At 58.0% G+C, this 22826-nt stretch carries 28 protein-coding genes and 1 tRNA gene; 22 read left to right on the top strand and 7 right to left on the bottom strand.

All coding sequences use genetic code 11. From position 1 onward, the window contains the following. Positions 1-6 precede the first annotated feature (6 nt). A complete protein-coding gene (locus tag AC1Q9F_RS28120) occupies positions 7-462 on the top strand; it encodes a DUF2214 family protein (protein WP_207985599.1) in 456 nt (151 codons plus the stop codon). A gap of 207 nt (positions 463-669) precedes the next feature. Here AC1Q9F_RS28120 and csrA read toward each other — a convergent pair whose 3' ends face one another. Then, on the bottom strand, positions 670-864 hold the full coding sequence (csrA, locus tag AC1Q9F_RS28115; protein WP_003179932.1) for a carbon storage regulator CsrA: 195 nt from the start codon (positions 862-864) through the stop codon (positions 670-672). A gap of 251 nt (positions 865-1115) precedes the next feature. Here csrA and AC1Q9F_RS28110 point away from each other — a divergent pair, with 251 nt between their 5' ends. Beyond that, positions 1116-1481, top strand: coding sequence for an SPOR domain-containing protein (locus AC1Q9F_RS28110; protein ID WP_207985600.1), 366 nt, complete (start codon positions 1116-1118; stop codon positions 1479-1481). A gap of 86 nt (positions 1482-1567) precedes the next feature. Continuing rightward, positions 1568-2470 carry a siderophore-interacting protein gene (locus tag AC1Q9F_RS28105; RefSeq protein WP_207985601.1) on the top strand — a complete coding sequence of 301 codons (903 nt, stop codon included), beginning with the start codon at positions 1568-1570 and terminating at the stop codon, positions 2468-2470. Between the two features lie 54 nt (positions 2471-2524). Here the strand turns inward: AC1Q9F_RS28105 and AC1Q9F_RS28100 are convergent, their stop codons facing one another. From AC1Q9F_RS28100 to AC1Q9F_RS28090, 3 genes are all read right to left on the bottom strand, one after another. Next, positions 2525-3214 (bottom strand): endonuclease, encoded by a 690-nt coding sequence (locus AC1Q9F_RS28100; protein ID WP_207985602.1) that lies wholly within the window; start codon positions 3212-3214, stop codon positions 2525-2527. 4 nt (positions 3215-3218) lie between these two features. After that, the gene (locus AC1Q9F_RS28095) at positions 3219-3488 is read right to left on the bottom strand and encodes a DUF1654 domain-containing protein (protein WP_371855269.1); all 270 of its coding nucleotides are present in this window, start codon (positions 3486-3488) and stop codon (positions 3219-3221) included. A 186-nt stretch (positions 3489-3674) separates the two neighbouring features. Then, positions 3675-4763: an asparaginase gene (locus AC1Q9F_RS28090; RefSeq protein ID WP_007956004.1), complete on the bottom strand. Its 1089-nt coding sequence runs from the start codon at positions 4761-4763 to the stop codon at positions 3675-3677. A 348-nt stretch (positions 4764-5111) separates the two neighbouring features. Between AC1Q9F_RS28090 and AC1Q9F_RS28085 the strand changes: the two genes are divergently transcribed. The 8 genes from AC1Q9F_RS28085 (at position 5112) to AC1Q9F_RS28050 (ending at position 12744) form a co-directional block, all read left to right on the top strand. Then, positions 5112-5564: a hypothetical protein gene (locus AC1Q9F_RS28085; RefSeq protein ID WP_179692051.1), complete on the top strand. Its 453-nt coding sequence runs from the start codon at positions 5112-5114 to the stop codon at positions 5562-5564. A 202-nt stretch (positions 5565-5766) separates the two neighbouring features. Further along, positions 5767-6723, top strand: coding sequence for a sugar ABC transporter substrate-binding protein (locus AC1Q9F_RS28080; RefSeq protein WP_492620807.1), 957 nt, complete (start codon positions 5767-5769; stop codon positions 6721-6723). A gap of 55 nt (positions 6724-6778) precedes the next feature. Then, entirely contained in the window at positions 6779-8332 is a 1554-nt protein-coding gene (locus AC1Q9F_RS28075; RefSeq protein WP_007956011.1) for a sugar ABC transporter ATP-binding protein, read from the top strand. Beyond that, positions 8329-9306: an ABC transporter permease gene (locus AC1Q9F_RS28070; protein WP_007956013.1), complete on the top strand. Its 978-nt coding sequence runs from the start codon at positions 8329-8331 to the stop codon at positions 9304-9306. The genes AC1Q9F_RS28075 and AC1Q9F_RS28070 overlap by 4 nt, the downstream gene beginning before the upstream one ends. A gap of 3 nt (positions 9307-9309) precedes the next feature. Continuing rightward, positions 9310-10329, top strand: coding sequence for a LacI family DNA-binding transcriptional regulator (locus AC1Q9F_RS28065; protein WP_207985607.1), 1020 nt, complete (start codon positions 9310-9312; stop codon positions 10327-10329). A 23-nt stretch (positions 10330-10352) separates the two neighbouring features. Next, complete coding sequence (gene rbsK, locus AC1Q9F_RS28060) at positions 10353-11270, top strand: ribokinase (protein WP_492620806.1); 918 nt, start codon at positions 10353-10355, stop codon at positions 11268-11270. Next, the gene (gene rbsD / locus AC1Q9F_RS28055) at positions 11267-11671 is read left to right on the top strand and encodes a D-ribose pyranase (RefSeq protein WP_007956017.1); all 405 of its coding nucleotides are present in this window, start codon (positions 11267-11269) and stop codon (positions 11669-11671) included. Before rbsK ends, rbsD begins: the two co-directional genes overlap by 4 nt. A gap of 44 nt (positions 11672-11715) precedes the next feature. Then, positions 11716-12744, top strand: a complete 1029-nt coding sequence (locus AC1Q9F_RS28050; protein ID WP_085612793.1) for a nucleoside hydrolase — start codon at positions 11716-11718, stop codon at positions 12742-12744. A gap of 33 nt (positions 12745-12777) precedes the next feature. Here AC1Q9F_RS28050 and AC1Q9F_RS28045 read toward each other — a convergent pair whose 3' ends face one another. Beyond that, complete coding sequence (locus AC1Q9F_RS28045; protein ID WP_007956023.1) at positions 12778-12990, bottom strand: hypothetical protein; 213 nt, start codon at positions 12988-12990, stop codon at positions 12778-12780. 128 nt (positions 12991-13118) lie between these two features. Between AC1Q9F_RS28045 and AC1Q9F_RS28040 the strand changes: the two genes are divergently transcribed. Both AC1Q9F_RS28040 and AC1Q9F_RS28035 read left to right on the top strand, forming a co-directional pair. Continuing rightward, positions 13119-13424, top strand: coding sequence for a hypothetical protein (locus AC1Q9F_RS28040; RefSeq protein WP_007956024.1), 306 nt, complete (start codon positions 13119-13121; stop codon positions 13422-13424). Positions 13425-13591: 167 nt separating this feature from the next. Next, entirely contained in the window at positions 13592-13909 is a 318-nt protein-coding gene (locus AC1Q9F_RS28035) for an I78 family peptidase inhibitor (protein WP_207985611.1), read from the top strand. A 71-nt stretch (positions 13910-13980) separates the two neighbouring features. On the opposite strand, the gene AC1Q9F_RS28030 is transcribed toward AC1Q9F_RS28035, so the two are convergent. Beyond that, positions 13981-14193 carry a cold-shock protein gene (locus AC1Q9F_RS28030; RefSeq protein ID WP_007956027.1) on the bottom strand — a complete coding sequence of 71 codons (213 nt, stop codon included), beginning with the start codon at positions 14191-14193 and terminating at the stop codon, positions 13981-13983. Positions 14194-14483: 290 nt separating this feature from the next. After that, entirely contained in the window at positions 14484-14786 is a 303-nt protein-coding gene (locus tag AC1Q9F_RS28025; RefSeq protein WP_085747799.1) for a hypothetical protein, read from the bottom strand. A gap of 372 nt (positions 14787-15158) precedes the next feature. On the opposite strand from AC1Q9F_RS28025, the gene thrS reads away from it, so the two are divergent. The 9 genes from thrS to AC1Q9F_RS27980 all read left to right on the top strand — a co-directional run bounded on the left by thrS (position 15159) and on the right by AC1Q9F_RS27980 (position 22614). After that, entirely contained in the window at positions 15159-17081 is a 1923-nt protein-coding gene (gene thrS, locus AC1Q9F_RS28020; protein WP_039771550.1) for a threonine--tRNA ligase, read from the top strand. Further along, positions 17081-17632 (top strand): translation initiation factor IF-3, encoded by a 552-nt coding sequence (gene infC, locus AC1Q9F_RS28015; RefSeq protein ID WP_169432615.1) that lies wholly within the window; start codon positions 17081-17083, stop codon positions 17630-17632. Before thrS ends, infC begins: the two co-directional genes overlap by 1 nt. Before the next feature lie 60 nt (positions 17633-17692). Continuing rightward, positions 17693-17887: a 50S ribosomal protein L35 gene (gene rpmI / locus AC1Q9F_RS28010; protein WP_002553160.1), complete on the top strand. Its 195-nt coding sequence runs from the start codon at positions 17693-17695 to the stop codon at positions 17885-17887. A gap of 30 nt (positions 17888-17917) precedes the next feature. After that, positions 17918-18274 (top strand): 50S ribosomal protein L20, encoded by a 357-nt coding sequence (rplT, locus tag AC1Q9F_RS28005; RefSeq protein ID WP_007913489.1) that lies wholly within the window; start codon positions 17918-17920, stop codon positions 18272-18274. Positions 18275-18383: 109 nt separating this feature from the next. Continuing rightward, complete coding sequence (pheS, locus tag AC1Q9F_RS28000; RefSeq protein ID WP_011333387.1) at positions 18384-19400, top strand: phenylalanine--tRNA ligase subunit alpha; 1017 nt, start codon at positions 18384-18386, stop codon at positions 19398-19400. A 26-nt stretch (positions 19401-19426) separates the two neighbouring features. After that, a complete protein-coding gene (gene pheT, locus AC1Q9F_RS27995; RefSeq protein WP_492620805.1) occupies positions 19427-21805 on the top strand; it encodes a phenylalanine--tRNA ligase subunit beta in 2379 nt (792 codons plus the stop codon). 3 nt (positions 21806-21808) lie between these two features. Then, on the top strand, positions 21809-22111 hold the full coding sequence (gene ihfA, locus AC1Q9F_RS27990; RefSeq protein ID WP_002553164.1) for an integration host factor subunit alpha: 303 nt from the start codon (positions 21809-21811) through the stop codon (positions 22109-22111). Beyond that, entirely contained in the window at positions 22092-22448 is a 357-nt protein-coding gene (locus AC1Q9F_RS27985) for a MerR family transcriptional regulator (protein WP_003179985.1), read from the top strand. Before ihfA ends, AC1Q9F_RS27985 begins: the two co-directional genes overlap by 20 nt. Before the next feature lie 89 nt (positions 22449-22537). Further along, a tRNA-Pro gene (locus AC1Q9F_RS27980) sits at positions 22538-22614 on the top strand. Positions 22615-22826: the final 212 nt, after the last annotated feature.

The raw sequence follows: 22826 nt of genomic DNA, 5'->3' as shown, positions 1-22826 counted from the left end.
TCATCGATGCTGGTTCATTGGTTTCTTGCAGCGATTCATTTACTGGCGTTTGCCATGGGCTTCTGGGCGGTGTTGACGCGTGGAACCGCCTTCAGCCGCCTGGCGTCCGGCTCGGGTGAGGTCGGGCGCGTATTGCTTGCCGACAATCTATGGGGGCTTTCGGCGCTGGTGTTGCTCGTCACCGGTGGCATGCGGGCTTTTGGAGGTTATGAGAAGGGAACCGACTACTACCTGCATCAGCCGCTGTTCCATCTGAAGATGACGCTGTTTGTGCTGATTCTGCTTCTGGAACTCATGCCGATGATCACCCTCATCAAGTGGCGCGTGGACAAGGCGCGTGGCGCTGTCCCTGTCACAGGGCGTGCAAAGGTGTTCGCGCGGATCAGTCATGCCGAAGCGTTGCTGTTGATATTGATGGTCGTGGCAGCCACCGGGATGGCGCGTGGCGTTACATTTGGCTAGGCGGGCGAGATTCCCAGCCGCTATTCGGAAATGTCCGACAGCCAGCCCATGGAATGACGGTTAGTATCGGTTGCGAGAAGGGTTGAGGCAGGAAGGGGCGTGGCACGCGCCGTCACCAGGGAGGTGGGGGAATGGCAATACGGCGCTTGAATCTTTAGCCAGTCATTGCGCGCAGGCAAACGAACTGGCTACTGACTGCGATCGGTCTCAGGGCGTTTGTGGCTTGTCCGGAGCGGTCAGGCCAGCCTGGATGCGCTGGTAGATTTCTTCCCGGTGCACTGCAACGTTCTTCGGAGCATTGATGCCGATTCGAACTTGCTGGCCGCTGACGCCGAGAATGGTGATCGTGATGTCATCACCAATGTTTATGCTTTCACCGACTTTGCGGGTGAGTATCAGCATGGTCTTCTCCTTGATTGCTTTGTAGGGCACCTGATTCAGACAGTGCAGAGGTCGGTGGTACGTATAGATTAGTGCGAAGTCTTACAGTTTGGGTGCCTCTTTCTGACGCGCAGCAGCGGCATTAATTCCCAGCGCGTAACTATACAGGGGCTGTCGGCATCAATCTCGTAGTTTTATGCCGCAATTTGCGGGGCTCGGAAAGTATTCTCGAATGTTAAGATCGCCGCTTTGAGAATTCAGAGGGAAGCGTTGTGCGCAAATTGGTCTGGGTAGTCGCGGCACTGGCATTGGCAGGATGTGGCGAAGGCAAGAGTGTGGATGCGCAAAAGCCGAAACCGGCGGTGGTAACGGCGCCTGCTGCGGTGGGACCGCAGTGGGATCTGGAAGTGCGCGGTGAAACCCCTCAGGCCGTCAGCGACCTCAGCGGCTGGTTGATCGAGCATGGCTTTGTGGCCAGTGTCATCAAGGATGCCAGCGGCAAGACCCGGATCCTGCTCGGCCCTTTCAATTCGAAGACTGACGCCGAGGCGCGCCAGGCGGATGTGAATGCAGCGCTGGTCAAGGCGAAGAAGCAGAACATCGAAACGCTGGTGATCGAACGCACGGCGGAGCAATAAGGATCCGTTCGGCGGAGCTGACTAAAGGGTGTCCCCCGTGATTCGTTTTTCAAGGAGTCACTGAAGATACCCAGAAGGAGCTCCGCATGGCCTCCGCCAATCCTTACAAGTTGTTCGACGTTGTTTTGCGTCACAAGCAGCAGTTGAGCCCGCATCTCATGCGGATCACGCTCGCCAGCCCGACGGTCACCGAAATGGCAACCTGGGCGCCGGATCAGCGAGTGAAGCTGTTTTTCCCGGCAGCCGACGGCTCACCCGCCAGGCTTTCTCAAGGCGAGGGGTGGTACGCCCGTTTCCGCTCGATGCTGATCGATCGTCGCCCGGCGATGCGCACCTACACCATCCGTCATTTGCGCGCTGAGTCAGGTGAAGTCGATATCGATTTTGTCCTGCACGGCGAAACCGGCCCGGCCTCCCGTTGGGCGTTGCGAGCGCAACCTGGCGAGTCGATGCAGATTCTGGCCCCCGACAACCGATTCTCGGCACAAGAGGCGGGGGGATTTGAATGGAAGCCGCCGCAGACGCTCAAGCAACTTCTGCTGGTCGCCGATGCGACCGCCTTGCCGGCCGCCATGGGTATTCTGGAAGAACTGGCGGCACTGGCTGAGCCGCCGCAGACCCAGGCGTTTTTTGAAGTCGACAGTCGTGAGGACATGCTGGCGGTTCCTGACTGGCCCGGGCTTTCGGTGCAATGGCTGATCCGCGATCATGCAGCCGCCGGCACGTTGATGGTGGAAGCCGTGCGGCAGGCGACGTTGCCTGTCGATGCATCGCCGGTTGGGCAAGCGGTCGAGTTGGCGGAAGTCGACATCGAAGAAGAGATTCTTTGGGAGATCGCCGATACGGCCAGCGAGGGGTTCTATGGCTGGATCGCTGGAGAATCCGCTGCGGTCATGAGCCTGCGTAAATACCTGATCAAGGAGCGCGGTATCCCTCGTGAATCACTCAATCTGATGGGCTACTGGCGTTACAACAAGTCCGGCGGTTGAGCACAAAAAAGGCCTTGAGCTTATCGCTCAAGGCCTTTTCTTTTGATCAGGCGATCAACCGCAGGCTTTCAGGTTCACCGGGCCGACAAATTCGTTGCCGCGTCCCATCACGCAGGCCACGCTCTGGTTACGCTGACGTTCCCAGTCTTGCACCGGATAAGTCTTGTCCCAGGCTTCGTACAGTTGCCGATCCTGCTTCGACAAGCGCAAGCCGTATTGTTTGCTCATGTAAAAGTAGGTGCGGGCGATCATGCCGCGGATCGAAGGGCGGGGCATGACCTTCTTCGCCTTGAAGTCGACCTGAGTCAGGCAGGAGCCGTACTGACCTTTTTCGACCGGCAGCCAGCCGTAGCTGAAATTGCTGCGGTCGCCATTCACCTCGCCGATGCTCGGAACCAGGTTGTGCAGGTCGGCTTCGGCTTTCTGATAGCTCGGGTCGTAGCGTGTGCAATTCTTGCGGCCGCCTTCTTGCCAGCATTGACGCTGATGGCCGAACTGCCAGGCCGGAACGATGTGCTCCCATTCGATGCGGGACGCCCGTTTGGCGTTCTTGCGTGGAACATAACCGCAGGCGGCCAGATCAACCTTGTTGCCGGTGTATTTGCACCCGCAATAGAACTCGGTGGATTGAGGAGCGTACAGCTTCCAGGCGACCTTCTTGGCCTCGGTGAACGTACGCGGTGCGCCAGCTTGCGCACCCAGGGAAATAAACAGCAACAGCACAGCAGCAACACGCAGAATCATTGAATCAATCTTCCTTCGGCACAACCCAGAAAATCTGTACGCCGCCATCGTCGCGGTAGGCGAGGGTGACGTTGTCGTTCTCGTCGATCTCTTCCAGCAAGCGCTCCCACTCATCCGCCGGCTCGTCCGGAAGGCGGAAGATCAGTGCGGCTTTGGCTTTTTGTGCGGTGGGGGAGTTGATGATTTTTTGAACGCGCATGCCCATGCGTTCGTATGCGTCAGGAGCATCAGGGGAAGTGGCCACGAGGTTATCCTTATTAAGCTGTACGTGCATACAGTATTTAACTGTAGGCATTTTCGCAACTGCTTAAAATTCAAGAAAATCCTCTGACAGCGGTTTTCCGGTTTTGATGTCACGCAGATGAAATTTTTCTTTGGGGGAGGCGGGACCTTCCCCCTCCGTCAAGTTGACGAAGGGGGAAGTCAGTGCCCGATCAGGAAAAGATCGGGCGAGGGCAAATCAGTATTCCCAGAACATCCGTTGCAGCTCTTTGCTGTCGTTGGTCTTGGTCAGTGCGACCATGGCCAGGATGCGGGCTTTTTGCGGGTTCAGGTCGTGAGCAACCACCCAGTCGTATTTGTCGTCAGGTTGTTCGGCGTTGCGCAGAACGAAACCACCGGCATTGACGTGCGACGAGCGAATGATCTGCACGCCGTCCTTGCGCAGTGCTTGCAGGGTCGGAACCACGCGGGAGGAAACCGAACCGTTGCCGGTACCGGCATGGATGATCGCCTTGGCGCCGGACTGGGCGAGGGCCTTGTAGGCCGTGTCGCTGACATTGCCGTAGGAATAGGCGATTTCTACATCAGGAAGGCTCTTGATGTTTTTGATGTCGAATTCCGAATCCATGGTGTGGCGCTTTGCTGGCAGGCGGAACCAGTAGGATTTGCCTTCTACCACCATGCCGAGCGGGCCCCAGGCGCTTTTGAAGGCTTCGGTCTTGATGTTGATCATCTTGCTGACATCGCGACCCGACTGGATTTCATCGTTCAGGGTCACCAGTACGCCTTTGCCGCGAGCTTCTTTGCTGCTGGCGACAGCCACGGCGTTATACAGGTTCAGCATGCCGTCCGCCGACATGGCGGTGCCTGGGCGCATGGAGCCGACGACGATGATCGGCTTGTCGGTTTTTTCCACCAGGTTCAGGAAGTACGCGGTCTCCTCCAGGGTGTCGGTGCCGTGGGTGATGACGATGCCATCGACGTCTTTGCTGTCGGCCAGTTCGGAAACACGACGACCCAGTTGCAGGAGGTTTTCGTTGGTGATGCTTTCCGAGGCGATTTGCATGACCTGTTCGCCGCGCACATTGGCCAGCGTACTTAGCTCGGGAATGCCGGCGATCAATTGTTCGATGCCCACTTTCGCAGCCTGATAGGTCGCGCTGTTGGCTGCGCTTGCGCCCGCGCCGGCAATGGTGCCGCCGGTGGCCAGTACCACTACGTTGGCCAGCTTGGCCTGGGTTTCAGCTTCTTTTGCCTGGAGGGCGGTTGGCAGGAGCAGGAGGAGGGCCAAAGCGCCCGGAACGAAACTCTTCAAAGCAGATGTCATTATTTTTCTCTCTAGTAGTGAGACGGTGCTGATGCAGGTTCATCTAGATGCGCCCCGGGCCGATCTGAATGCCAGGGGTGCAGGGAGGGAGCAGGATCTGTACCAGTCGTACTGTGCTTGAGAGAAGTATTTAACTTTATGATTTATATCAATATTTTATAAGTCAAAGATGTCTTGTTTGAATCGTCTATCCGGTATTCCGAACACTGGATGCTTTCATGTTCGGCTCTCCGAAAAGGACTACTGCATCTGTCGATGCAATCAGGTTGCCGGTTTTGAGTTTTCTGCTAAAGAAACCGTCACGCAGGCCGATGCGTGCTAAAGGACACTGAAATTTAGGGAGTTCACATGTCACTGACGATCGGTTTTTCAAATCCCGGTTCGGTCACGATCGGCGGCAAAACTGCAGCGACGATCAATGCAATGAATGAAGCTGAGGCCGATGCGTCCGCCGAGGCACTGGGTACCGAGAAGGTTGAAACCAATCAGGTCAGAACCGGTGGTCCTGCCCAGGAAGCAAGCGCGAGCGAGGCTGAAGGCGGTGACAATCTGAGCGTCACTATCAAGACGCTGCTGAAACGGATGCAGGAACTGCAGAAGCAGCTTCAGGAGCAGCAACAGCAACTGGCTGCCGCTCAAGCTGCGAGTTACCCAACGCCCGAAGCCAAGTCGCAAGCGGTGATGTCCATCCAGGGGCAGATCGCTCAAACCAGCGGTGCGCTGCTGGAAGTCTCGGCTGCACTGGTCAAGGAAATGTCGAAGGGTTCTTCTGCCGGTAACGTGGTCAACACCACGGCTTGAGCACTCAAGGGGCGGATCGATGGATTCGCCCCGCAACGCAATACCGATTTCTGATTGTTGACAAATGGCGGCGTGATTCGCATAGTTCGGTCTACGCAAACGTTTGCGCGGCCTTCGCGATGGATTGAATTTGTCGTGGGGTGCAGCGAGCTTACGCCAGCGCAAGCGTTGCTCACAATAATCATAAGATCGGAGTGAACCCATGAAGCTGCCATTCGCTGGACGTCTTCTTGCTGTCGCCATGCTGGCTGCCGCATCCGCCGCACTGCCTGTCTCTTCGGCTTTCGCCGAATCCCCTGAAAAACCCAAAGTCGCCCTGGTCATGAAATCCCTGGCCAATGAATTCTTCCTGACCATGGAAGACGGCGCCAAGGCCTACCAGAAAGAACATTCCGCCGATTTCGACCTGATCTCCAACGGCATCAAGGACGAAACCGACACGGCGGGGCAGACGCGCATCGTCGAGCAGATGATTCTGGCGAAGGTTAACGCGCTGGTCATCGCACCGTCTGATTCCAAGGCGATGGTGCCGGTGATCAAGAAAGCCGTCGATGCCGGTATCACCGTGATCAACATCGATAACCAGCTCGATCCGACTGTGATCAAAAGCAAGAACATCAGCGTGCCGTTCGTAGGCCCGGACAACCGCAAAGGCGCGCGTCTGGTGGGCGAGTATCTGGCCAAGCAACTGAAGGCCGGTGACGAAGTCGGCATCATTGAAGGCGTCTCCACGACGACCAACGCCCAGCAACGTACCGCTGGCTTCAAGGATGCGATGGAGGCTGCGCAGATCAAGGTTGTCTCCCTGCAGTCCGGCGATTGGGAAATCGACAAGGGCAACAAGGTGGCCGCTTCGATTCTCAGCGAATACCCGGACGTCAAGGCGCTGCTGGCCGGTAACGACAGCATGGCCGTGGGCGCCGTTTCCGCCGTGCGCGCTGCAGGCAAGGCCGGTCAGGTGAAGGTTGTCGGTTACGACAACATCAATGCCATCAAACCGATGCTGAAGGACGGCCGCGTTCTGGCGACTGCCGACCAGTACGCCGCCAAGCAAGCGGTGTTTGGCATCGAGACCGCGCTGAAAATCATCAAGGGCGAGAAAGTCGACAGTGGTGCGAACGGCGTGATCGAAACGCCGGTCGAGCTGGTCACCCAGTAAGTCCTTAGGCGACACAACGGCGCTCGTCCGTCCGGGCGAGCGCATGGAGATTTTTATGTCAGTTTCCGCTCCGAACGCTGTCCTCTCGGTCAGCGGTATCGGCAAGACCTATGCGCAACCGGTTCTGACCGGCATCGACCTGACGTTGATGCGCGGTGAAGTGCTGGCGCTGACCGGTGAGAACGGTGCCGGCAAAAGCACCCTGTCGAAGATCATCGGCGGGCTGGTCACACCCACCACCGGTCAGATGCAGTTCCAGGGCAAGGAATATCGCCCCGGCAGCCGCACGCAGGCTGAAGAGCTGGGTGTGCGCATGGTCATGCAAGAGCTCAATCTGCTGCCGACGCTTTCGGTGGCGGAAAACCTGTTCCTCGACAACCTGCCGAGCAACGGTGGCTGGATCAGCCGCAAGCAGCTGCGCAAAGCCGCGATCGAAGCCATGGCTCAAGTCGGCCTTGATGCCATCGACCCGGACACACTGGTCGGCGAGCTGGGCATCGGTCACCAGCAAATGGTCGAGATCGCCCGTAACCTGATCGGCGATTGCCACGTGCTGATCCTCGACGAACCGACTGCGATGCTGACTGCCCGTGAAGTCGAGATGTTGTTCGAGCAAATCACCCGGTTGCAGGCGCGCGGCGTCTCGATCATCTACATCTCCCACCGCCTCGAAGAGCTGGCCCGGGTCGCGCAGCGCATTGCCGTATTGCGCGACGGTAACCTGGTTTGCGTCGAACCGATGGCCAATTACAACAGCGAGCAACTGGTCACCCTGATGGTTGGTCGCGAGCTGGGCGAGCATATCGATCTTGGGGCTCGTCATATCGGCGCGCCGGCCCTGACGGTGAAAGGTCTGACCCGCTCCGACAAGGTGCGCGACGTGTCCTTTGAGGTTCGCGCCGGTGAGATTTTTGGCATCTCGGGTCTGATCGGGGCAGGGCGCACCGAACTTTTGCGGCTGATCTTCGGCGCCGATGTCGCGGACAGCGGCACTGTGGCACTCGGTTCGCCGGCAAAAACGGTGAGCATCCGTTCGCCTGTCGACGCGGTGCGCAACGGCATCGCCCTGATCACCGAGGATCGCAAGGGCGAAGGCCTGCTGCTGAGCCAATCGATCAGCGCCAACATTGCCTTGGGCAACATGCCGGAGATTTCCAGCGGCGGGTTCGTCAACAACGGCGATGAAACCAAGCTCGCGCAGCGGCAGATCGACGCCATGCGCATCCGCAGTTCCAGCCCGACGCAACTGGTGTCGGAACTGTCCGGCGGCAATCAGCAAAAGGTGGTGATTGGTCGCTGGCTCGAGCGCGACTGTTCGGTGCTGCTGTTCGACGAGCCGACTCGCGGTATCGATGTCGGCGCCAAATTCGATATTTATGCCTTGCTCGGCGAACTGACCCGTCAGGGCAAGGCGTTGGTCGTGGTGTCCAGCGATTTGCGCGAGCTGATGCTGATCTGCGACCGCATCGGTGTGTTGTCGGCAGGGCGCCTGATCGACACGTTCGAGCGCGACAGCTGGACCCAGGATGACTTGCTTGCCGCCGCGTTCGCCGGCTACCAGAAACGTGATGCGCTGCTCAACGAAGCAGCGCCTAGGGATCTCCCATGAAAACTGCATCTTCCGCCGGCAAATCCAGTGGCAATTTCTACGGCCTCGGCACTTACCTGGGCCTGGCTGGCGCGTTGCTGGCAATGATTGCGCTGTTCTCGGTCATGAGCAGCCATTTCCTGTCGTACAACACCTTCAGTACCCTGGCCAACCAGATTCCCGACCTGATGGTTTTGGCGGTGGGCATGACGTTCGTCCTCATCATCGGCGGAATCGACCTGTCGGTAGGCTCGGTACTGGCACTCGCGGCCTCCACGGTCAGCGTGGCGATTCTTGGCTGGGGCTGGAGCGTATTGCCGGCTGCCTTGTTGGGGATGGCCGTCGCGGCGTTGGCCGGCACGGTTACCGGCTCGATTACCGTGGCGTGGCGAATTCCGTCGTTCATCGTGTCTTTGGGTGTGCTGGAGATGGCCCGTGGTCTGGCCTATCAGATGACCGGTTCGCGCACGGCCTACATCGGTGACTCGTTCGCCTGGCTGTCGAACCCGATTGCCTTCGGCATTTCGCCTTCCTTCATCATTGCCTTGCTGGTTATCTTCATTGCCCAGGCCGTTCTGACCCGTACCGTGTTCGGTCGCTACCTGATCGGTATTGGTACCAACGAAGAAGCGGTGCGGCTGGCGGGGATCAATCCAAAGCCCTACAAGATCCTGGTGTTCAGCCTCATGGGTCTGCTTGCCGGCATCGCAGCGCTGTTCCAGATTTCCCGACTGGAAGCGGCCGACCCGAACGCCGGCTCCGGCCTTGAGCTGCAAGTGATCGCTGCGGTGGTGATCGGCGGTACCAGCCTGATGGGCGGCCGAGGTTCGGTGATCAGCACCTTTTTCGGCGTGTTGATCATCTCAGTGCTGGCGGCCGGTCTGGCGCAGATTGGCGCGACCGAGCCGACCAAGCGCATCATCACCGGTGCGGTGATCGTGATCGCCGTGGTGCTCGACACCTATCGCAGTCAACGCGCAAGCCGACGGGGCTGATAAATGGCAACGATCAAGGATGTGGCGGCACTTGCAGGAATTTCCTACACGACCGTGTCCCACGTAGTAAACAAGACCCGACCGGTGAGCGAAGAGGTGCGGCTCAAGGTCGAGGCGGCAATCAAGAGTCTCGACTATGTGCCGAGCGCCGTGGCCCGTTCGCTGAAAGCAAAAACCACCGCCACCATTGGCTTGCTGGTGCCCAACAGCCTCAACCCGTACTTCGCCGAACTGGCGCGCGGGATCGAGGATTACTGCGAGCGTAACGGCTACTGCGTGATTCTCTGCAACTCCGACGACAACCCGGACAAACAGCGCAGCTACCTGCGGGTCTTGCTGGAAAAACGCATCGACGGCTTGATCGTCGCCTCGGCGGGTGGTGACAGCGGTCTGGCGCAAGGACTGGCGGGCGTAAAGACGCCGATGGTGATTGTCGACCGTGGACTCGAAGGCGTGGACGCCGATCTGGTGCGCATCGATCACGAATATGGCGCGTACCTCGCGACGCGCCATCTGCTTGAGCTCGGTCATCGCGACATCGCCACGATCGGTGGTCCGGCCAGTACCAGCGTCGCGCAAATGCGTCAGGCCGGTTTTGCTCGAGCGTTGAAAGAGGCCGGTATTGAAGTGTCCCCGTCGCGCATGCTGGAAAGCGACTTCACCAGCACCGGCGGTTACAACGCGGCTTCCGTCCTGCTTGAGCGCAACCCGCCGAGCGCGATCTTTGCCGGTAACGACATGATCGGCATCGGTGTGCTGCGAGCGGCGGCGGAACGTAACGTGCGCGTGCCCGCCGAGCTGTCGGTGATCGGCTTCGACGATATCCAGATGAGTCGCTACGTATATCCAGCGCTGACGACCGTGGGGCAGTCGATCCTGCAACTCGGCGAGATGGCCGCGGAAGTCTTGTTGCGAAGAATTGCCACCCCGGGTCTGGCGACGGATCAGCGGATCGTGACCCCGAGTATTGTCCTGCGCGAATCGACTGCACCGCTGTCCGGCGTGTTCACCGAATACCGCTGAAACGAATTGAAGAGTAGTGATGTATGTCCGCAAATGTAGTGGTAATAGGCAGCCTGAACATGGACCTGGTCACCCGGGCGCCGCGCTTGCCCCGGGGCGGTGAGACGCTGATCGGCCATTCCTTCGCGACCGTGTCCGGTGGCAAGGGCGCCAATCAGGCCGTAGCTGCCGCGCGACTGGGTGCACAGGTGTCGATGGTCGGCTGTGTCGGCAACGATGACTATGGCGTGCAATTGCGCGACGCGTTGCTGGCCGAGCAGATCGATTGTCAGGCGGTCAGCGTGGTGGAGGATTCCAGTGGCGTGGCGCTGATCGTGGTCGATGACAACAGTCAGAACGCGATTGTCATCGTGGCCGGTGCCAACGGTTCGATGACCCCGGCAGTCATCGACCGGTTCGACGCCGTGCTGCAAGCGGCCGACGTGATTATCTGCCAGCTGGAAATCCCCGACTCCACCGTAGGGCATGCGCTGAAACGCGGGCGTGAGCTGGGCAAGACGGTCATCCTCAATCCGGCGCCGGCCAGTCGCCCGCTTCCGGCGGACTGGTTTGCGGCCATCGATTACCTGATTCCCAACGAGAGTGAGGCCGCCGCTCTCAGCGGTTTGCCGGTGGACTCGCTGGAGACCGCTGAAAAAGCCGCAGCGCACCTGATTTCACTGGGCGCCGGCAAGGTCATCATCACGCTGGGGGCTCAAGGCTCTTTGTTCGCCAACGGTACGGGCTACCAGCATTTTCCTGCACCCAAAGTGAAGGCTGTCGATACCACCGCCGCTGGGGACACTTTTGTCGGTGGATTTGCGGCTGCACTGGCGGCCGGCAAAAGCGAAGTCGAGGCCATTCGTTTCGGGCAGGTCGCTGCGGCCCTGTCGGTTACCCGGGCAGGTGCCCAGCCCTCCATTCCCACCACCTCCGACGTACAGGCATTCAAACCCGCATGAAAAAGACTCCTTTGCTCAATGTCGCCCTGTCGCGGCTGATTGCTTCCCTCGGCCACGGCGATATGGTCGTGATCGGCGATGCCGGCTTGCCAGTGCCGCCGGGTGTCGAACTGATCGACCTGGCGTTGACGCACGGCGTGCCGGATTTCGTCAGCACCCTGAAAGTCGTGCTCAGCGAAATGCAGGTGGAAAGCCATGCACTGGCCAAGGAGATTTTCGATAAACAACCGACTGCGCTGTCCACGCTGGACGAGCTGAATGACGAAGGCTCGCTCGGGCGGCGTGACCTGCTCAGTCACGAGCAATTCAAAGTACTCAGCCGACAGGCACGAGCGATTGTTCGTACGGGCGAATGCCAGCCGTACTGCAACATCGTGCTGGTGTCTGGAGTTACGTTCTAAACAGGGTTCGCCCCTTTTGATTTCATCTGCACAAGGAATGCGCCATGCACCGCTATGCTCAAAAAATGCATCAACTGATTCGGAGTCTGCTGCTTTTGTCCGTGATAACCGCGACCGGCGCCCAGGCGGCGGAAAAGATCGACCTGATCATCGACACCGATCCGGGCGCCGACGACGTGGTCGCCCTGTTGTTTGCCCTGGCCTCCCCGGAGGAGCTGAACATTCGCGCGTTGACCACCGTGGCCGGCAACGTGCGTCTGGACAAGACTTCGCGCAATGCGCGTTTGGCCCGTGAGTGGGCAGGGCGGGAAGAGATTCCGGTGTACGCCGGCGCGCCGAAACCGCTGATGCGCACGCCGATCTACGCCGAAAACATCCATGGCAAGGAAGGCCTGTCGGGTGTCACGGTGCATGAGCCGAAGAAAGGCCTGGCTGAAGGCAATGCGGTCAACTACCTGATCGACACCCTGAAAAAAGCCAAGCCGCACAGCATCACCATCGCGATGCTCGGCCCGCAGACCAACCTGGCCCTGGCGCTGATTCAGGAGCCGGAGATCGTTCAGGGGATCAAGGAAGTGGTGATCATGGGTGGCGCCCACTTCAATGGCGGCAACATCACGCCAGTGGCCGAATTCAACCTGTACGCCGACCCGCAAGCGGCGGAAGTGGTGCTCAAAAGCGGCGTGAAACTGACTTACCTGCCGCTGGACGTGACCCACAAGATCCTGACCAGCGATGCGCGCCTGAAGCAGATTGCGGCGCTGAACAACAATGCGAGCAAGATTGTCGGCGACATCCTCAATGAGTACATCAAAGGCGATATGGAGCACTACGGTATCCCGGGTGGCCCGGTGCATGACGCCACCGTCGTGGCTTATCTGCTCAAGCCTGAGCTGTTCACTGGCCGGTCGGTGAATGTGGTGGTCGACAGCCGTGAAGGCCCGACCTTCGGCCAGACCATTGTCGACTGGTATGACGGCTTGAAGGCGCCGAAGAACGCCTTCTGGGTGGAGAACGGCGATGCCCAGGGCTTCTTCGATCTGTTGACCGAGCGTCTGAAACGTCTGAAGTAAGCCATATGCCCGCAGGTGCCAGCTTGCGGGCGTTTACTCCCTCTCGGTGTCCGATGTTCCTTTGAAGTCATCGGGATACTTCTCGAACAGCTGGGCGATGAACGACTGCGCGCCCTGTGTTCCCAGCGTCTTCACCAGCAAGTCGATGCTGATCAGTGCCAATTCCTCCGGACTGCCCGGACTGTAAGAGCTGTGCCCTTGTGGCCAGGTGGCCTTGATGTCGGCGGTAATGCTTACGGTGGTCATGGCAAGGCTCGGTCGCGGGATCGGAGTTTTGAGTTAACCACTTTGCCGAGCGTTTAGCACTGCGACTTAGGCATGAGCGCAGGGCTATGCGACACTTGGTCGTTTCCGCAAAAAACAAGGATTGCGCTGTGCAGATCGATTTGAATAGCCCCGACGGCCTGACCCTTGATGCTGTCCGTCGGATGCTGGCGTCGGCCAGTGATGACGAACACACCCAACTGCGCGTGACCAAGGGCGGGATCGCCTATATCTCCTCGGGTGTCACTGGCGGTCAGGACATCGATGGCCTGCTGTTTCGTCTGGAAACTTGGGCAAAAGGCTCGGGATACGTGGGAAATGTCGCGGCCAGCGATGAAGTCTGGGTCATGCAGATTTTCAATGCGCTCAAGGACAACTGGCCGAATCCGCCCTACGACTACATTGATGTCTACTGAGCGTCATTAATATTCAGTGACGTTTTACAAGGTGAAGCTTCAGGCGTTGCTCAGGCACACTCGGCGTTTTTCCGATCGTGGGGCAGGGTGATGGCACTCACCGTGAAACCAAACGCCGTATTGGCGGTCGCACGATCTCTGCTCAAAATTGAAATAAGGAGGCTTCAATGCCTTGGAAGTTCGCGTCACTGGGTGCACTGATGGCCGTTGCTTTGTTGGGTGGTTGCACCACGACCTCCAGCGAGTCGCAGAAGGATCCCGTGGCGACTGAGGCCGGACATAGTCGTTGTGAAGCATCGGCTGCGGAGTTCGCTCTCGGCAAAAAAGCTTCGCCGGAGTTGTTGGAGCAAGCACGCAAGAAGGCCGGTGCGCAGAACGCCCGGTTCCTCAAGCCGAATGACATGATTACTTTGGAGTACCGCTCCGATCGCCTCAACCTGAATACCGATCAGAATCTGGTGGTTACCCGCGTCAACTGCGGCTGAGCCTTCGGACTTTTGTTTCTCCCATAAAAAACCCCGTCACATGGACGGGGTTTTTTTAGTGCGCCGGGAAATTACTCTGGGCGAACTTGTGCAGCTTGCATACCCTTTTGGCCTTTCTCAGCCACGAAGGAAACGGTTTGGCCTTCTTTCAGGCTTTTGAAACCGTCAGTTTCGATAGCTTTGAAGTGTACGAACAGGTCGTCACCGCCACCTTGAGGAGTGATGAAGCCGAAGCCTTTTTCATCGTTGAACCATTTAACGGTGCCGGTTTGGCGATTAGACATGGTGTATCTCCAAGAAACATATATTTTCAGTAGTACTGTGCTGCTCAGGCCAACTGGGCACACCGGGGTATCATAGTCGAAATGTTCGCTTTGGTAGCCCCCCGGACGTGCTGTTTGCCAATCAGTCGTGTTTTCTTTACTGCCTGTTTCGGCTGGAGGCCCCGGTTTAAAAGGCTTTCAGCGAAAAATAAAGACAATAAAAAAACCTGTAAAACCTGCATAAATCGTACGAAAAGGCCTGAATCAGATGCTTTTCAGCGGTGCTGGGGGCAGTGAAAAGGCCTGCTTCATCATTTTTTCGCCGGGGTATTGGCCTTGCATTTGGCAATTTGTCCCAGGGCTTTCTGCTGCAATTCCTGGCTGGCCTTGTTGTCCATCAGCGCTTGAATGTCGCTGGCCGGGTACGACTTGATGGCATCGGCACCGCACGCGCAGTGGGATTTTGCGGCAGCGGCACCGATTTGCGGAGTTGCCGCCTGGGTGCACTGAGCCATGTATTTCTCACGCTCGCCCTTTGGCCAGTCGGCGTGGGCGCTCAGCGGCAGCAGCAAAACGAGAGGGGCGACTGCGGCAAGCAGGGTGTTAAGACGCATGCGAGGATGCTCCTTGTGGGTCAATGTCTTGTTATCTGAGGGCCCAAAGGCCGATCAAGTTCAGCACTCTGGCATAAAACGGACGATTTGCCTCTCGGTAAAAACCTGAGTGCATCGGTGACCGTTCATCTGTGCTAGCATGCCCCGCTCGGGCGTTCGCAGGCTCCGGATGACCTTCAGTCCCGGTAGCGGCAGCGTACGAATTTTCTGATTTGAATCCCAGTCACTCTGGTTCGGTTTTCCGGTTGGCCGCAAGGCTCCTGCCGCTGTAAGGCAGGCGTTCGTCATTGAATGGCCTGGATCGGATCTTGTACTGGCTCATCCCAACCCACGTGACCTTTGGTAGGGGTCACCACTAGGAGAGGAGGCGCCATGCCAACTATTACTCTTCCCGACGGCAGTCAACGTTCATTCGATCACCCGGTTTCCGTAGCCGAGGTCGCTGCATCCATTGGTGCAGGCCTGGCCAAGGCCACCCTGGCCGGCAAGGTGAACGGCAAGCTGGTCGACGCCAGCGACATCATCGACAGCGACGCAACGCTGCAAATCATCACGCCAAAGGATGAGGAGGGGCTGGAGATCATTCGCCACTCTTGCGCCCACCTGGTCGGCCATGCGGTCAAACAGCTGTACCCGACTGCAAAAATGGTTATCGGGCCGGTCATCGACGAAGGTTTCTATTACGACATCGCCTTCGAACGTCCTTTTACTCCGGACGACATGGCAGCCATCGAACAGCGCATGCAGCAGCTGATCGATACAGAATATGACGTCATCAAGAAAGTCACTCCGCGTGCCGAAGTGATCGAAGTGTTCAAGGCCCGTGGCGAAGACTACAAGCTGCGTCTGGTCGAAGACATGCCGAACGAGCAGGCCATGGGCCTGTACTATCACGAAGAATACGTCGACATGTGCCGCGGTCCGCACGTGCCGAACACCCGCTTCCTGAAATCCTTCAAGCTGACCAAACTGTCCGGCGCCTACTGGCGCGGCGATGCCAAGAACGAGCAATTGCAGCGCGTTTACGGCACTGCGTGGGCTGACAAGAAGCAACTGGCGGCTTACATCCAGCGTATCGAAGAAGCTGAAAAGCGCGATCACCGCAAGATCGGCAAGCGCCTGGGCCTGTTCCACACCCAGGAGGAAGCGCCGGGCATGGTGTTCTGGCACCCGAATGGCTGGACGCTGTACCAGGTACTCGAGCAGTACATGCGCAAGGTGCAGCGCGACAACGGCTATCTCGAGATCAAGACGCCGCAAGTCGTTGACCGCAGCCTGTGGGAGAAATCCGGGCACTGGGCCAACTACGCCGACAACATGTTCACCACCGAGTCGGAAAGCCGCGACTACGCCATCAAGCCGATGAACTGCCCTTGCCACGTGCAGGTGTTCAACCAGGGCCTGAAGAGCTACCGCGAGCTGCCGATGCGTCTGGCCGAGTTCGGTGCCTGCCACCGCAACGAGCCGTCGGGTGCGCTGCACGGCATCATGCGTGTGCGTGCGTTCACTCAGGACGACGCCCATATCTTCTGCACCGAAGAGCAGATGCAGGCTGAATCCGCTGCGTTCATCAAGCTGACCATGGACGTTTACCGCGACTTCGGTTTTACCGATGTCGAGATGAAGCTGTCCACTCGTCCGGAAAAACGCGTCGGTTCCGACGAGCTGTGGGATCGCGCCGAAGCGGCCCTGGCTGCAGCCCTTGATAGCGCTGGCCTGCCGTACGATCTGCAGCCGGGTGAGGGTGCGTTCTACGGTCCGAAGATCGAATTCTCGCTGAAAGATTGCCTCGGCCGCGTGTGGCAGTGTGGTACCTTGCAGCTCGATTTCAACCTGCCTGTGCGTCTGGGAGCCGAATACGTCTCCGAAGACAACAGCCGCAAGCATCCGGTGATGTTGCATCGTGCGATCCTCGGTTCGTTCGAGCGTTTCGTCGGGATTCTGATCGAGCACTACGAAGGTGCATTCCCTGCGTGGCTGGCGCCAACCCAGGCAGTGATCATGAATATCACTGATAAACAGGCAGATTTCGTCGCTCAGGTCGAAAAAACTCTCAACGAAAGCGGGTTTCGTGCCAAGTCCGACTTGAGAAATGAAAAGATCGGCTTTAAAATCCGCGAGCATACTTTGCTCAAGGTTCCATATCTCTTGGTTATTGGGGATAAGGAAGTCGAGATGCAGACTGTCGCTGTGCGTACTCGTGAAGGTGCTGACCTGGGCTCGATGCCCGTCGCCCAGTTCGCTGAGTTTCTCGCGCAAGCGGTTTCCCGGCGTGGTCGCCCAGATTCGGAGTAATTATTATTAAGCGTGAAATGAGACAAGATAAACGAGCTGCACCGAAAGCCCCGATCAACGAGAATATCTCGGCACGCGAGGTTCGGTTAATTGGCGCTGATGGCGAGCAGATTGGCATCGTCTCGATTGATGAAGCGCTTCGTATTGCTGAAGAAGCAAAGCTTGATCTGGTAGAAATCTCTGCCGACGCAGTCCCACCGGTTTGCCGGGTGATGGACTACGGCAAATCGATCTTCGAAAAGAAGAAGCAGATTGCTGCGGCGAAGAAGAACCAGAAGCAGATTCAGGTAAAAGAAATCAAGTTTCGTCCAGGGACGGAGGAAGGGGATTACCAGGTAAAACTGCGCAACCTGGTACGTTTCCTGAGTGACGGGGACAGGGCCAAGGTATCCTTGCGATTCCGCGGCCGTGAGATGGCCCACCAGGAGCTGGGGATGGAACTCCTCAAGCGGGTTGAACAAGACCTGCTCGAGTACGGTTCGGTCGAACAGCATCCTAAGATGGAAGGACGCCAGCTGATCATGGTCATCGCCCCGAAAAAGAAGAAGTAATCAACAGGGCACGGCAGGCCTTCTGATTATGTTTATCAACTGAATGCGGAGTATCCGAACATGCCAAAGATGAAAACCAAAAGTGGTGCTGCTAAGCGGTTTCTGAAAACTGCTAACGGTATCAAGCACAAGCACGCTTTCAAGAGCCACATCCTGACCAAAATGTCGACCAAGCGTAAGCGTCAACTGCGCGGTAGCAGCTTGCTGCATCCGTCTGACGTGGCAAAAGTCGAGCGCATGCTGCGCCTTCGTTAATTTTTGGATCAAGAATAGAGGAAGTAACTCATGGCTCGTGTAAAGCGTGGCGTCATTGCCCGTAAACGTCACAAAAAAATTCTGAAACTTGCTAAAGGCTACTACGGCGCACGCTCCCGCGTATTCCGTGTTGCCAAGCAAGCGGTAATCAAGGCAGGCCAATACGCCTACCGTGACCGTCGTCAGAAAAAACGTCAGTTCCGCGCTCTGTGGATCGCTCGTATCAACGCTGGTGCTCGTGTTAACGGTCTGTCCTACAGCCGTTTCATCGCTGGCCTGAAAAAAGCGTCCATCGAGATCGACCGTAAGGTTCTGGCTGATCTGGCAGTGAACGAAAAAGCGGTGTTTGCTGCGATTGTCGAGAAAGCTAAAGCCACCTTGGCTTAAGTACCCCCGACAATCACCCGGCCTCACCTCCGTGGGGCCAGGTGGTAAACGTCTTAAATAGGGGAAGAGCCTTCAAGCTCTTCCCCTATTTTGTATCTGGAGTCTGTACATGGAAAACCTGGATGCGCTGGTCTCTCAAGCACTAGAGGCTGTGCAAAGCGCTGAAGATATCAATGCCCTGGAGCAAATCCGGGTTCAATACCTTGGCAAAAAGGGTGAATTGACTCAGGTGATGAAGACCCTGGGGAATTTGCCGGCAGAGGAGCGTCCGCAGGTCGGCGCCCTGATCAACGTTGCCAAGGAACGTGTCACAGGCGTTCTCAATGCGCGCATGGCTCTGTTTGAGGAAGCCGAACTGGCTGCCAAACTGTCTGCCGAATCCATTGACGTGACCCTGCCGGGCCGTGGTCAGACCTCAGGTGGTCTGCATCCGGTAACCCGGACTCTGGAACGTATCGAACAGTTCTTCACCCATATCGGCTACGGCATTGCCGAAGGCCCTGAGGTCGAAGACGACTATCACAACTTCGAGGCGCTCAACATCCCAGGCCATCACCCGGCCCGGTCGATGCACGACACCTTCTATTTCAACGCCAACATGTTGCTGCGCACCCACACCTCGCCGGTACAGGTCCGCACCATGGAATCGAAAAAGCCGCCGATCCGCATCGTCTGCCCGGGCCGTGTGTATCGCAGCGACTCCGATATCACCCACTCGCCGATGTTCCATCAGGTCGAAGGCCTGCTGGTCGATCGCGATATCAACTTCGCCGACCTCAAAGGCACGATCGAAGAGTTCCTGCGGGTGTTCTTCGAAAAAGAACTGGCCGTGCGTTTCCGTCCTTCGTACTTCCCGTTCACCGAGCCTTCCGCCGAAGTCGACATGGAATGCGTGATGTGCAGCGGTAAAGGCTGCCGCGTCTGCAAACAGACTGGCTGGCTGGAAGTGATGGGCTGCGGCATGGTTCACCCGAACGTGTTGCGCATGTCCGGGATCGATCCGGAAGAGTTCTCGGGCTTTGCCTTCGGCATGGGCGTTGAGCGTCTGGCCATGCTGCGTTACGGCGTGAACGACTTGCGTCTGTTCTTCGACAACGACTTGCGGTTCCTCGCGCAATTTCGCTAGTCGTAACGAATTCTTAGGAGAGCAGGATGAAATTCAGTGAACAATGGCTGCGTGGCTGGGTAAGCCCGCAGGTAGATCGCGACGCGCTGGTTGCCCGTCTGTCGATGGCCGGTCTTGAGGTCGATAGCGTTACGCCGGCCGCCGGTGTTTTCAGTGGCGTGGTGGTGGGCGAGGTACTGAGCACCGAGCAGCATCCCGATGCCGACAAATTGCGCGTGTGCCAGGTCAGCAACGGCGCGGAAACTTTCCAGGTCGTGTGCGGTGCGCCAAACGTGCGTCCGGGCCTGAAGATTCCATTCGCGATGATCGGGGCCGAGCTGCCGGGCGACTTCAAGATCAAGAAGGCCAAGCTGCGTGGTGTCGAGTCCAACGGCATGCTGTGCTCGCAATCCGAGCTGCAGGTCGGTGAAGGCAATGACGGTCTGATGGAGCTGCCGGCCGATGCGCCGGTGGGCGAAGATTTCCGTGTTTATCTGGACCTGGAAGACGCCAGCATCGAAGTCGATCTGACTCCGAACCGCGGCGACTGCCTGTCCCTGGCCGGTCTGGCCCGTGAAGTCGGCGCGCTGTACGACACTCCGATCACTCGCCCGGTGGTGATGACCGTTCCGGCTGTGCACGATGAAGTGCGCTCGGTAGAAGTCCTGGCACCTGCTGCCTGCCCGCGTTACCTGGGCCGTGTCATCCGTAACGTTGACCTGTCCAAGCCGACGCCGCTGTGGATGGTTGAGCGCCTGCGTCGCGCCGAAGTCCGCAGCATCGACGCCGCCGTCGACATCACCAACTACGTGATGCTCGAGCTGGGGCAGCCGCTGCACGCTTTCGATCTTGCCGAAATCAATGGCGGCATCCGTGTGCGCATGGCGGAAGAGGGCGAGAAGCTCGTACTGCTCGACGGTCAGGAAGTCAGCCTGCGTAGCGATACGCTGGTGATCGCCGACCACACCCGCGCTCTGGCGATTGCCGGCGTGATGGGGGGCGAGCACAGCGGCGTGTCAGCGACCACTCGCGACGTATTCCTTGAAAGTGCGTTCTTCGACCAGATCGCTGTGGCGGGCAAGGCTCGTTCCTACGGTCTGCACACCGATGCTTCGCACCGCTACGAGCGTGGTGTTGACTGGCAATTGGCCCGTGAAGCCATGGAGCGCGCCACTGGCCTGCTGCTGGAAATCACCGGTGGTGAAGCCGGTCCGATCATCGAGACCGTCAGCGAGCAGCACTTGCCGTCGATCGCGCCGATCACCCTGCGTGCGCAGCGCATCACCCAGATGCTGGGCATGGAAATGGATTCGGCCGAAGTCGAGCGTCTGCTCAATGCTTTGGGTCTGAAGGTTTCCGCTGACGGGGCAGGGCAGTGGCGCGTAGAAGTGCCGAGCCATCGCTTCGATATCAGCCTGGAAGTCGATCTGATCGAAGAGCTGGCACGTCTGTACGGTTACAACCGCCTGCCGGTTCGTTACCCGCAAGCTCGTCTGGCGCCACAGGCCAAGGCCGAAGCGCGCAGCGATCTGCCGGAGCTGCGTCGTCTGCTGGTGGCTCGCGGTTATCAGGAAGCGATCACTTACAGCTTCATCGATCCGAAGCAGTTCGAGCTGTTCAATCCGGGTGTCGAGCCGCTGCTGTTGGCGAACCCGATCTCCAATGACATGGCCGCCATGCGTTCGTCGCTGTGGCCGGGCCTGGTCAAGGCGTTGCAGCACAACCTCAATCGTCAGCAGGATCGTGTTCGTCTGTTCGAGAGCGGTCTGCGCTTTGTCGGTCAGCTGGAAGGTCTGAAGCAAGAGCCGATGATTGCCGGTGTGGTGTGCGGCAGCCGTCTGCCGGAAGGCTGGGCGCAAGGTCGCGATACCGTGGACTTCTTCGACGTCAAGGCTGACGTAGAAGCGGTGCTGGGCTTTGCCGGTGCGCTGGATCAGTTCACTTTTGCACCGGGCAAGCATCCTGCGCTGCATCCGGGCCAGACCGCACGCATCGGGCGGGATGGGCGTGAAGTCGGCTTTATCGGCGCGATTCACCCTGAGCTGTCGAAATCCCTGGGTCTGGACCGTCCGGTCTTCGTCTTCGAGCTGGTTCTGGCTGAAGTCGCTCTGGGTAAAATGCCGAAATTCCACGAGTTGTCGCGCTTTCCTGAAGTGCGTCGTGACCTGGCACTGATTGCGCACAAAGACGTTGCAGCCTCGGCTGTACTGGACGTAATCCGTGAAAATGCAGGCGAATGGCTGACAGACCTCAGGCTATTTGACGTGTATCAGGGTAAAGGCATTGATCCTGATAGAAAAAGCCTCGCAGTCGGCTTGACCTGGCAGCATCCATCGCGCACTCTTAATGACGATGAGGTGAATTCGACGACGCAAAATATCCTCACCTCGCTCGAACAAAGGTTGAACGCCACGTTAAGGAAGTGACGTATGGGGGCTTTGACGAAAGCTGAGATGGCGGAACGTCTGTATGAAGAGCTGGGCCTGAACAAGCGGGAAGCCAAGGAATTGGTTGAACTGTTTTTCGAGGAAATCAGGCACGCTCTTGAGGACAACGAGCAGGTCAAATTGTCGGGCTTCGGCAATTTCGACCTTCGGGACAAACGCCAGCGGCCTGGCCGCAACCCGAAAACGGGGGAAGAAATCCCGATCACGGCTCGCCGTGTGGTCACCTTTCGTCCAGGGCAGAAGTTGAAGGCCCGAGTTGAGGCTTATGCTGGAACCAAGTCATAACGACGAACTACCCGTCATCCCGGGCAAACGCTACTTCACCATTGGTGAAGTCAGCGAGCTGTGTGCGGTTAAACCGCACGTGCTGCGCTACTGGGAGCAGGAGTTTCCTCAGCTCAACCCCGTCAAACGCCGCGGAAACCGCCGGTATTATCAGCGCCAGGACGTGCTGATGATCCGGCAGATCCGCGCGCTCCTTTACGATCAGGGGTTCACCATCGGCGGCGCGCGCCTGCGTCTGTCCGGCGATGAAGCCAAAGACGACACCACCCAATACAAGCAAATGATCCGCCAGATGATCGCCGAGCTCGAAGATGTTCTGGTGGTTCTCAAGAAATAATTTCGTGCTTTTAAATACTTCCAGTTTTCAAAAGCTTGCGATATATTCTTGAGCGTTCTTCGAGATGGAGAACGAGTTTCACGCCTAGTCGGGGCGTAGCGCAGTCCGGTAGCGCACTAGCATGGGGTGCTAGGGGTCGAGTGTTCGAATCACTCCGTCCCGACCATATAATTCAATGACTTAGCCCAACTTTAGCGAGTTGGGCTTTTTCATGTGCAGTGACTTTTGCAGGGGATCCAGTTTCCTCTTCACTCAATTCAGACACTCAAGCCGATCATCCCGATCGGCTTTTTTGTGCCCGCTGTCTCGTCCTGAATAAGGTTTACACCTTCTGGCTTCTTATCAGGAGGGTGCAATGGATTCGGGCACAAAACGCAG

This window comes from Pseudomonas sp. GW823-FHT04A03 (assembly GCF_058796615.1).
The sequence above is the reverse complement of the archived record's forward strand: the minus strand, read 5'-3'. Positions and strand labels throughout refer to the sequence as shown.

What these genes read in the sequence shown, in the direction of transcription:
- AC1Q9F_RS28035 (WP_207985611.1), top strand. Translation starts at nt 13,592, where the DNA reads ATGCCTTGGAAGTTCGCGTCACTGGGTGCACTGATGGCCGTTGCTTTG.
- AC1Q9F_RS28045 (WP_007956023.1), bottom strand. Translation starts at nt 12,990, where the DNA reads ATGACCACCGTAAGCATTACCGCCGACATCAAGGCCACCTGGCCACAA.
- AC1Q9F_RS28085 (WP_179692051.1), top strand. Translation starts at nt 5,112, where the DNA reads ATGTCACTGACGATCGGTTTTTCAAATCCCGGTTCGGTCACGATCGGC.
- AC1Q9F_RS28105 (WP_207985601.1), top strand. Translation starts at nt 1,568, where the DNA reads ATGGCCTCCGCCAATCCTTACAAGTTGTTCGACGTTGTTTTGCGTCAC.
- AC1Q9F_RS28075 (WP_007956011.1), top strand. Translation starts at nt 6,779, where the DNA reads ATGTCAGTTTCCGCTCCGAACGCTGTCCTCTCGGTCAGCGGTATCGGC.
- AC1Q9F_RS28030 (WP_007956027.1), bottom strand. Translation starts at nt 14,193, where the DNA reads ATGTCTAATCGCCAAACCGGCACCGTTAAATGGTTCAACGATGAAAAA.
- ihfA (WP_002553164.1), top strand. Translation starts at nt 21,809, where the DNA reads ATGGGGGCTTTGACGAAAGCTGAGATGGCGGAACGTCTGTATGAAGAG.
- csrA (WP_003179932.1), bottom strand. Translation starts at nt 864, where the DNA reads ATGCTGATACTCACCCGCAAAGTCGGTGAAAGCATAAACATTGGTGAT.
- rbsD (WP_007956017.1), top strand. Translation starts at nt 11,267, where the DNA reads ATGAAAAAGACTCCTTTGCTCAATGTCGCCCTGTCGCGGCTGATTGCT.
- pheS (WP_011333387.1), top strand. Translation starts at nt 18,384, where the DNA reads ATGGAAAACCTGGATGCGCTGGTCTCTCAAGCACTAGAGGCTGTGCAA.
- rpmI (WP_002553160.1), top strand. Translation starts at nt 17,693, where the DNA reads ATGCCAAAGATGAAAACCAAAAGTGGTGCTGCTAAGCGGTTTCTGAAA.
- AC1Q9F_RS28120 (WP_207985599.1), top strand. Translation starts at nt 7, where the DNA reads ATGCTGGTTCATTGGTTTCTTGCAGCGATTCATTTACTGGCGTTTGCC.
- AC1Q9F_RS28080 (WP_492620807.1), top strand. Translation starts at nt 5,767, where the DNA reads ATGAAGCTGCCATTCGCTGGACGTCTTCTTGCTGTCGCCATGCTGGCT.
- AC1Q9F_RS28050 (WP_085612793.1), top strand. Translation starts at nt 11,716, where the DNA reads ATGCACCGCTATGCTCAAAAAATGCATCAACTGATTCGGAGTCTGCTG.
- AC1Q9F_RS28070 (WP_007956013.1), top strand. Translation starts at nt 8,329, where the DNA reads ATGAAAACTGCATCTTCCGCCGGCAAATCCAGTGGCAATTTCTACGGC.
- rplT (WP_007913489.1), top strand. Translation starts at nt 17,918, where the DNA reads ATGGCTCGTGTAAAGCGTGGCGTCATTGCCCGTAAACGTCACAAAAAA.
- rbsK (WP_492620806.1), top strand. Translation starts at nt 10,353, where the DNA reads ATGTCCGCAAATGTAGTGGTAATAGGCAGCCTGAACATGGACCTGGTC.
- thrS (WP_039771550.1), top strand. Translation starts at nt 15,159, where the DNA reads ATGCCAACTATTACTCTTCCCGACGGCAGTCAACGTTCATTCGATCAC.
- AC1Q9F_RS28025 (WP_085747799.1), bottom strand. Translation starts at nt 14,786, where the DNA reads ATGCGTCTTAACACCCTGCTTGCCGCAGTCGCCCCTCTCGTTTTGCTG.
- AC1Q9F_RS28100 (WP_207985602.1), bottom strand. Translation starts at nt 3,214, where the DNA reads ATGATTCTGCGTGTTGCTGCTGTGCTGTTGCTGTTTATTTCCCTGGGT.
- AC1Q9F_RS28065 (WP_207985607.1), top strand. Translation starts at nt 9,310, where the DNA reads ATGGCAACGATCAAGGATGTGGCGGCACTTGCAGGAATTTCCTACACG.
- AC1Q9F_RS27985 (WP_003179985.1), top strand. Translation starts at nt 22,092, where the DNA reads ATGCTGGAACCAAGTCATAACGACGAACTACCCGTCATCCCGGGCAAA.
- pheT (WP_492620805.1), top strand. Translation starts at nt 19,427, where the DNA reads ATGAAATTCAGTGAACAATGGCTGCGTGGCTGGGTAAGCCCGCAGGTA.
- AC1Q9F_RS28090 (WP_007956004.1), bottom strand. Translation starts at nt 4,763, where the DNA reads ATGACATCTGCTTTGAAGAGTTTCGTTCCGGGCGCTTTGGCCCTCCTC.
- AC1Q9F_RS28095 (WP_371855269.1), bottom strand. Translation starts at nt 3,488, where the DNA reads ATGCACGTACAGCTTAATAAGGATAACCTCGTGGCCACTTCCCCTGAT.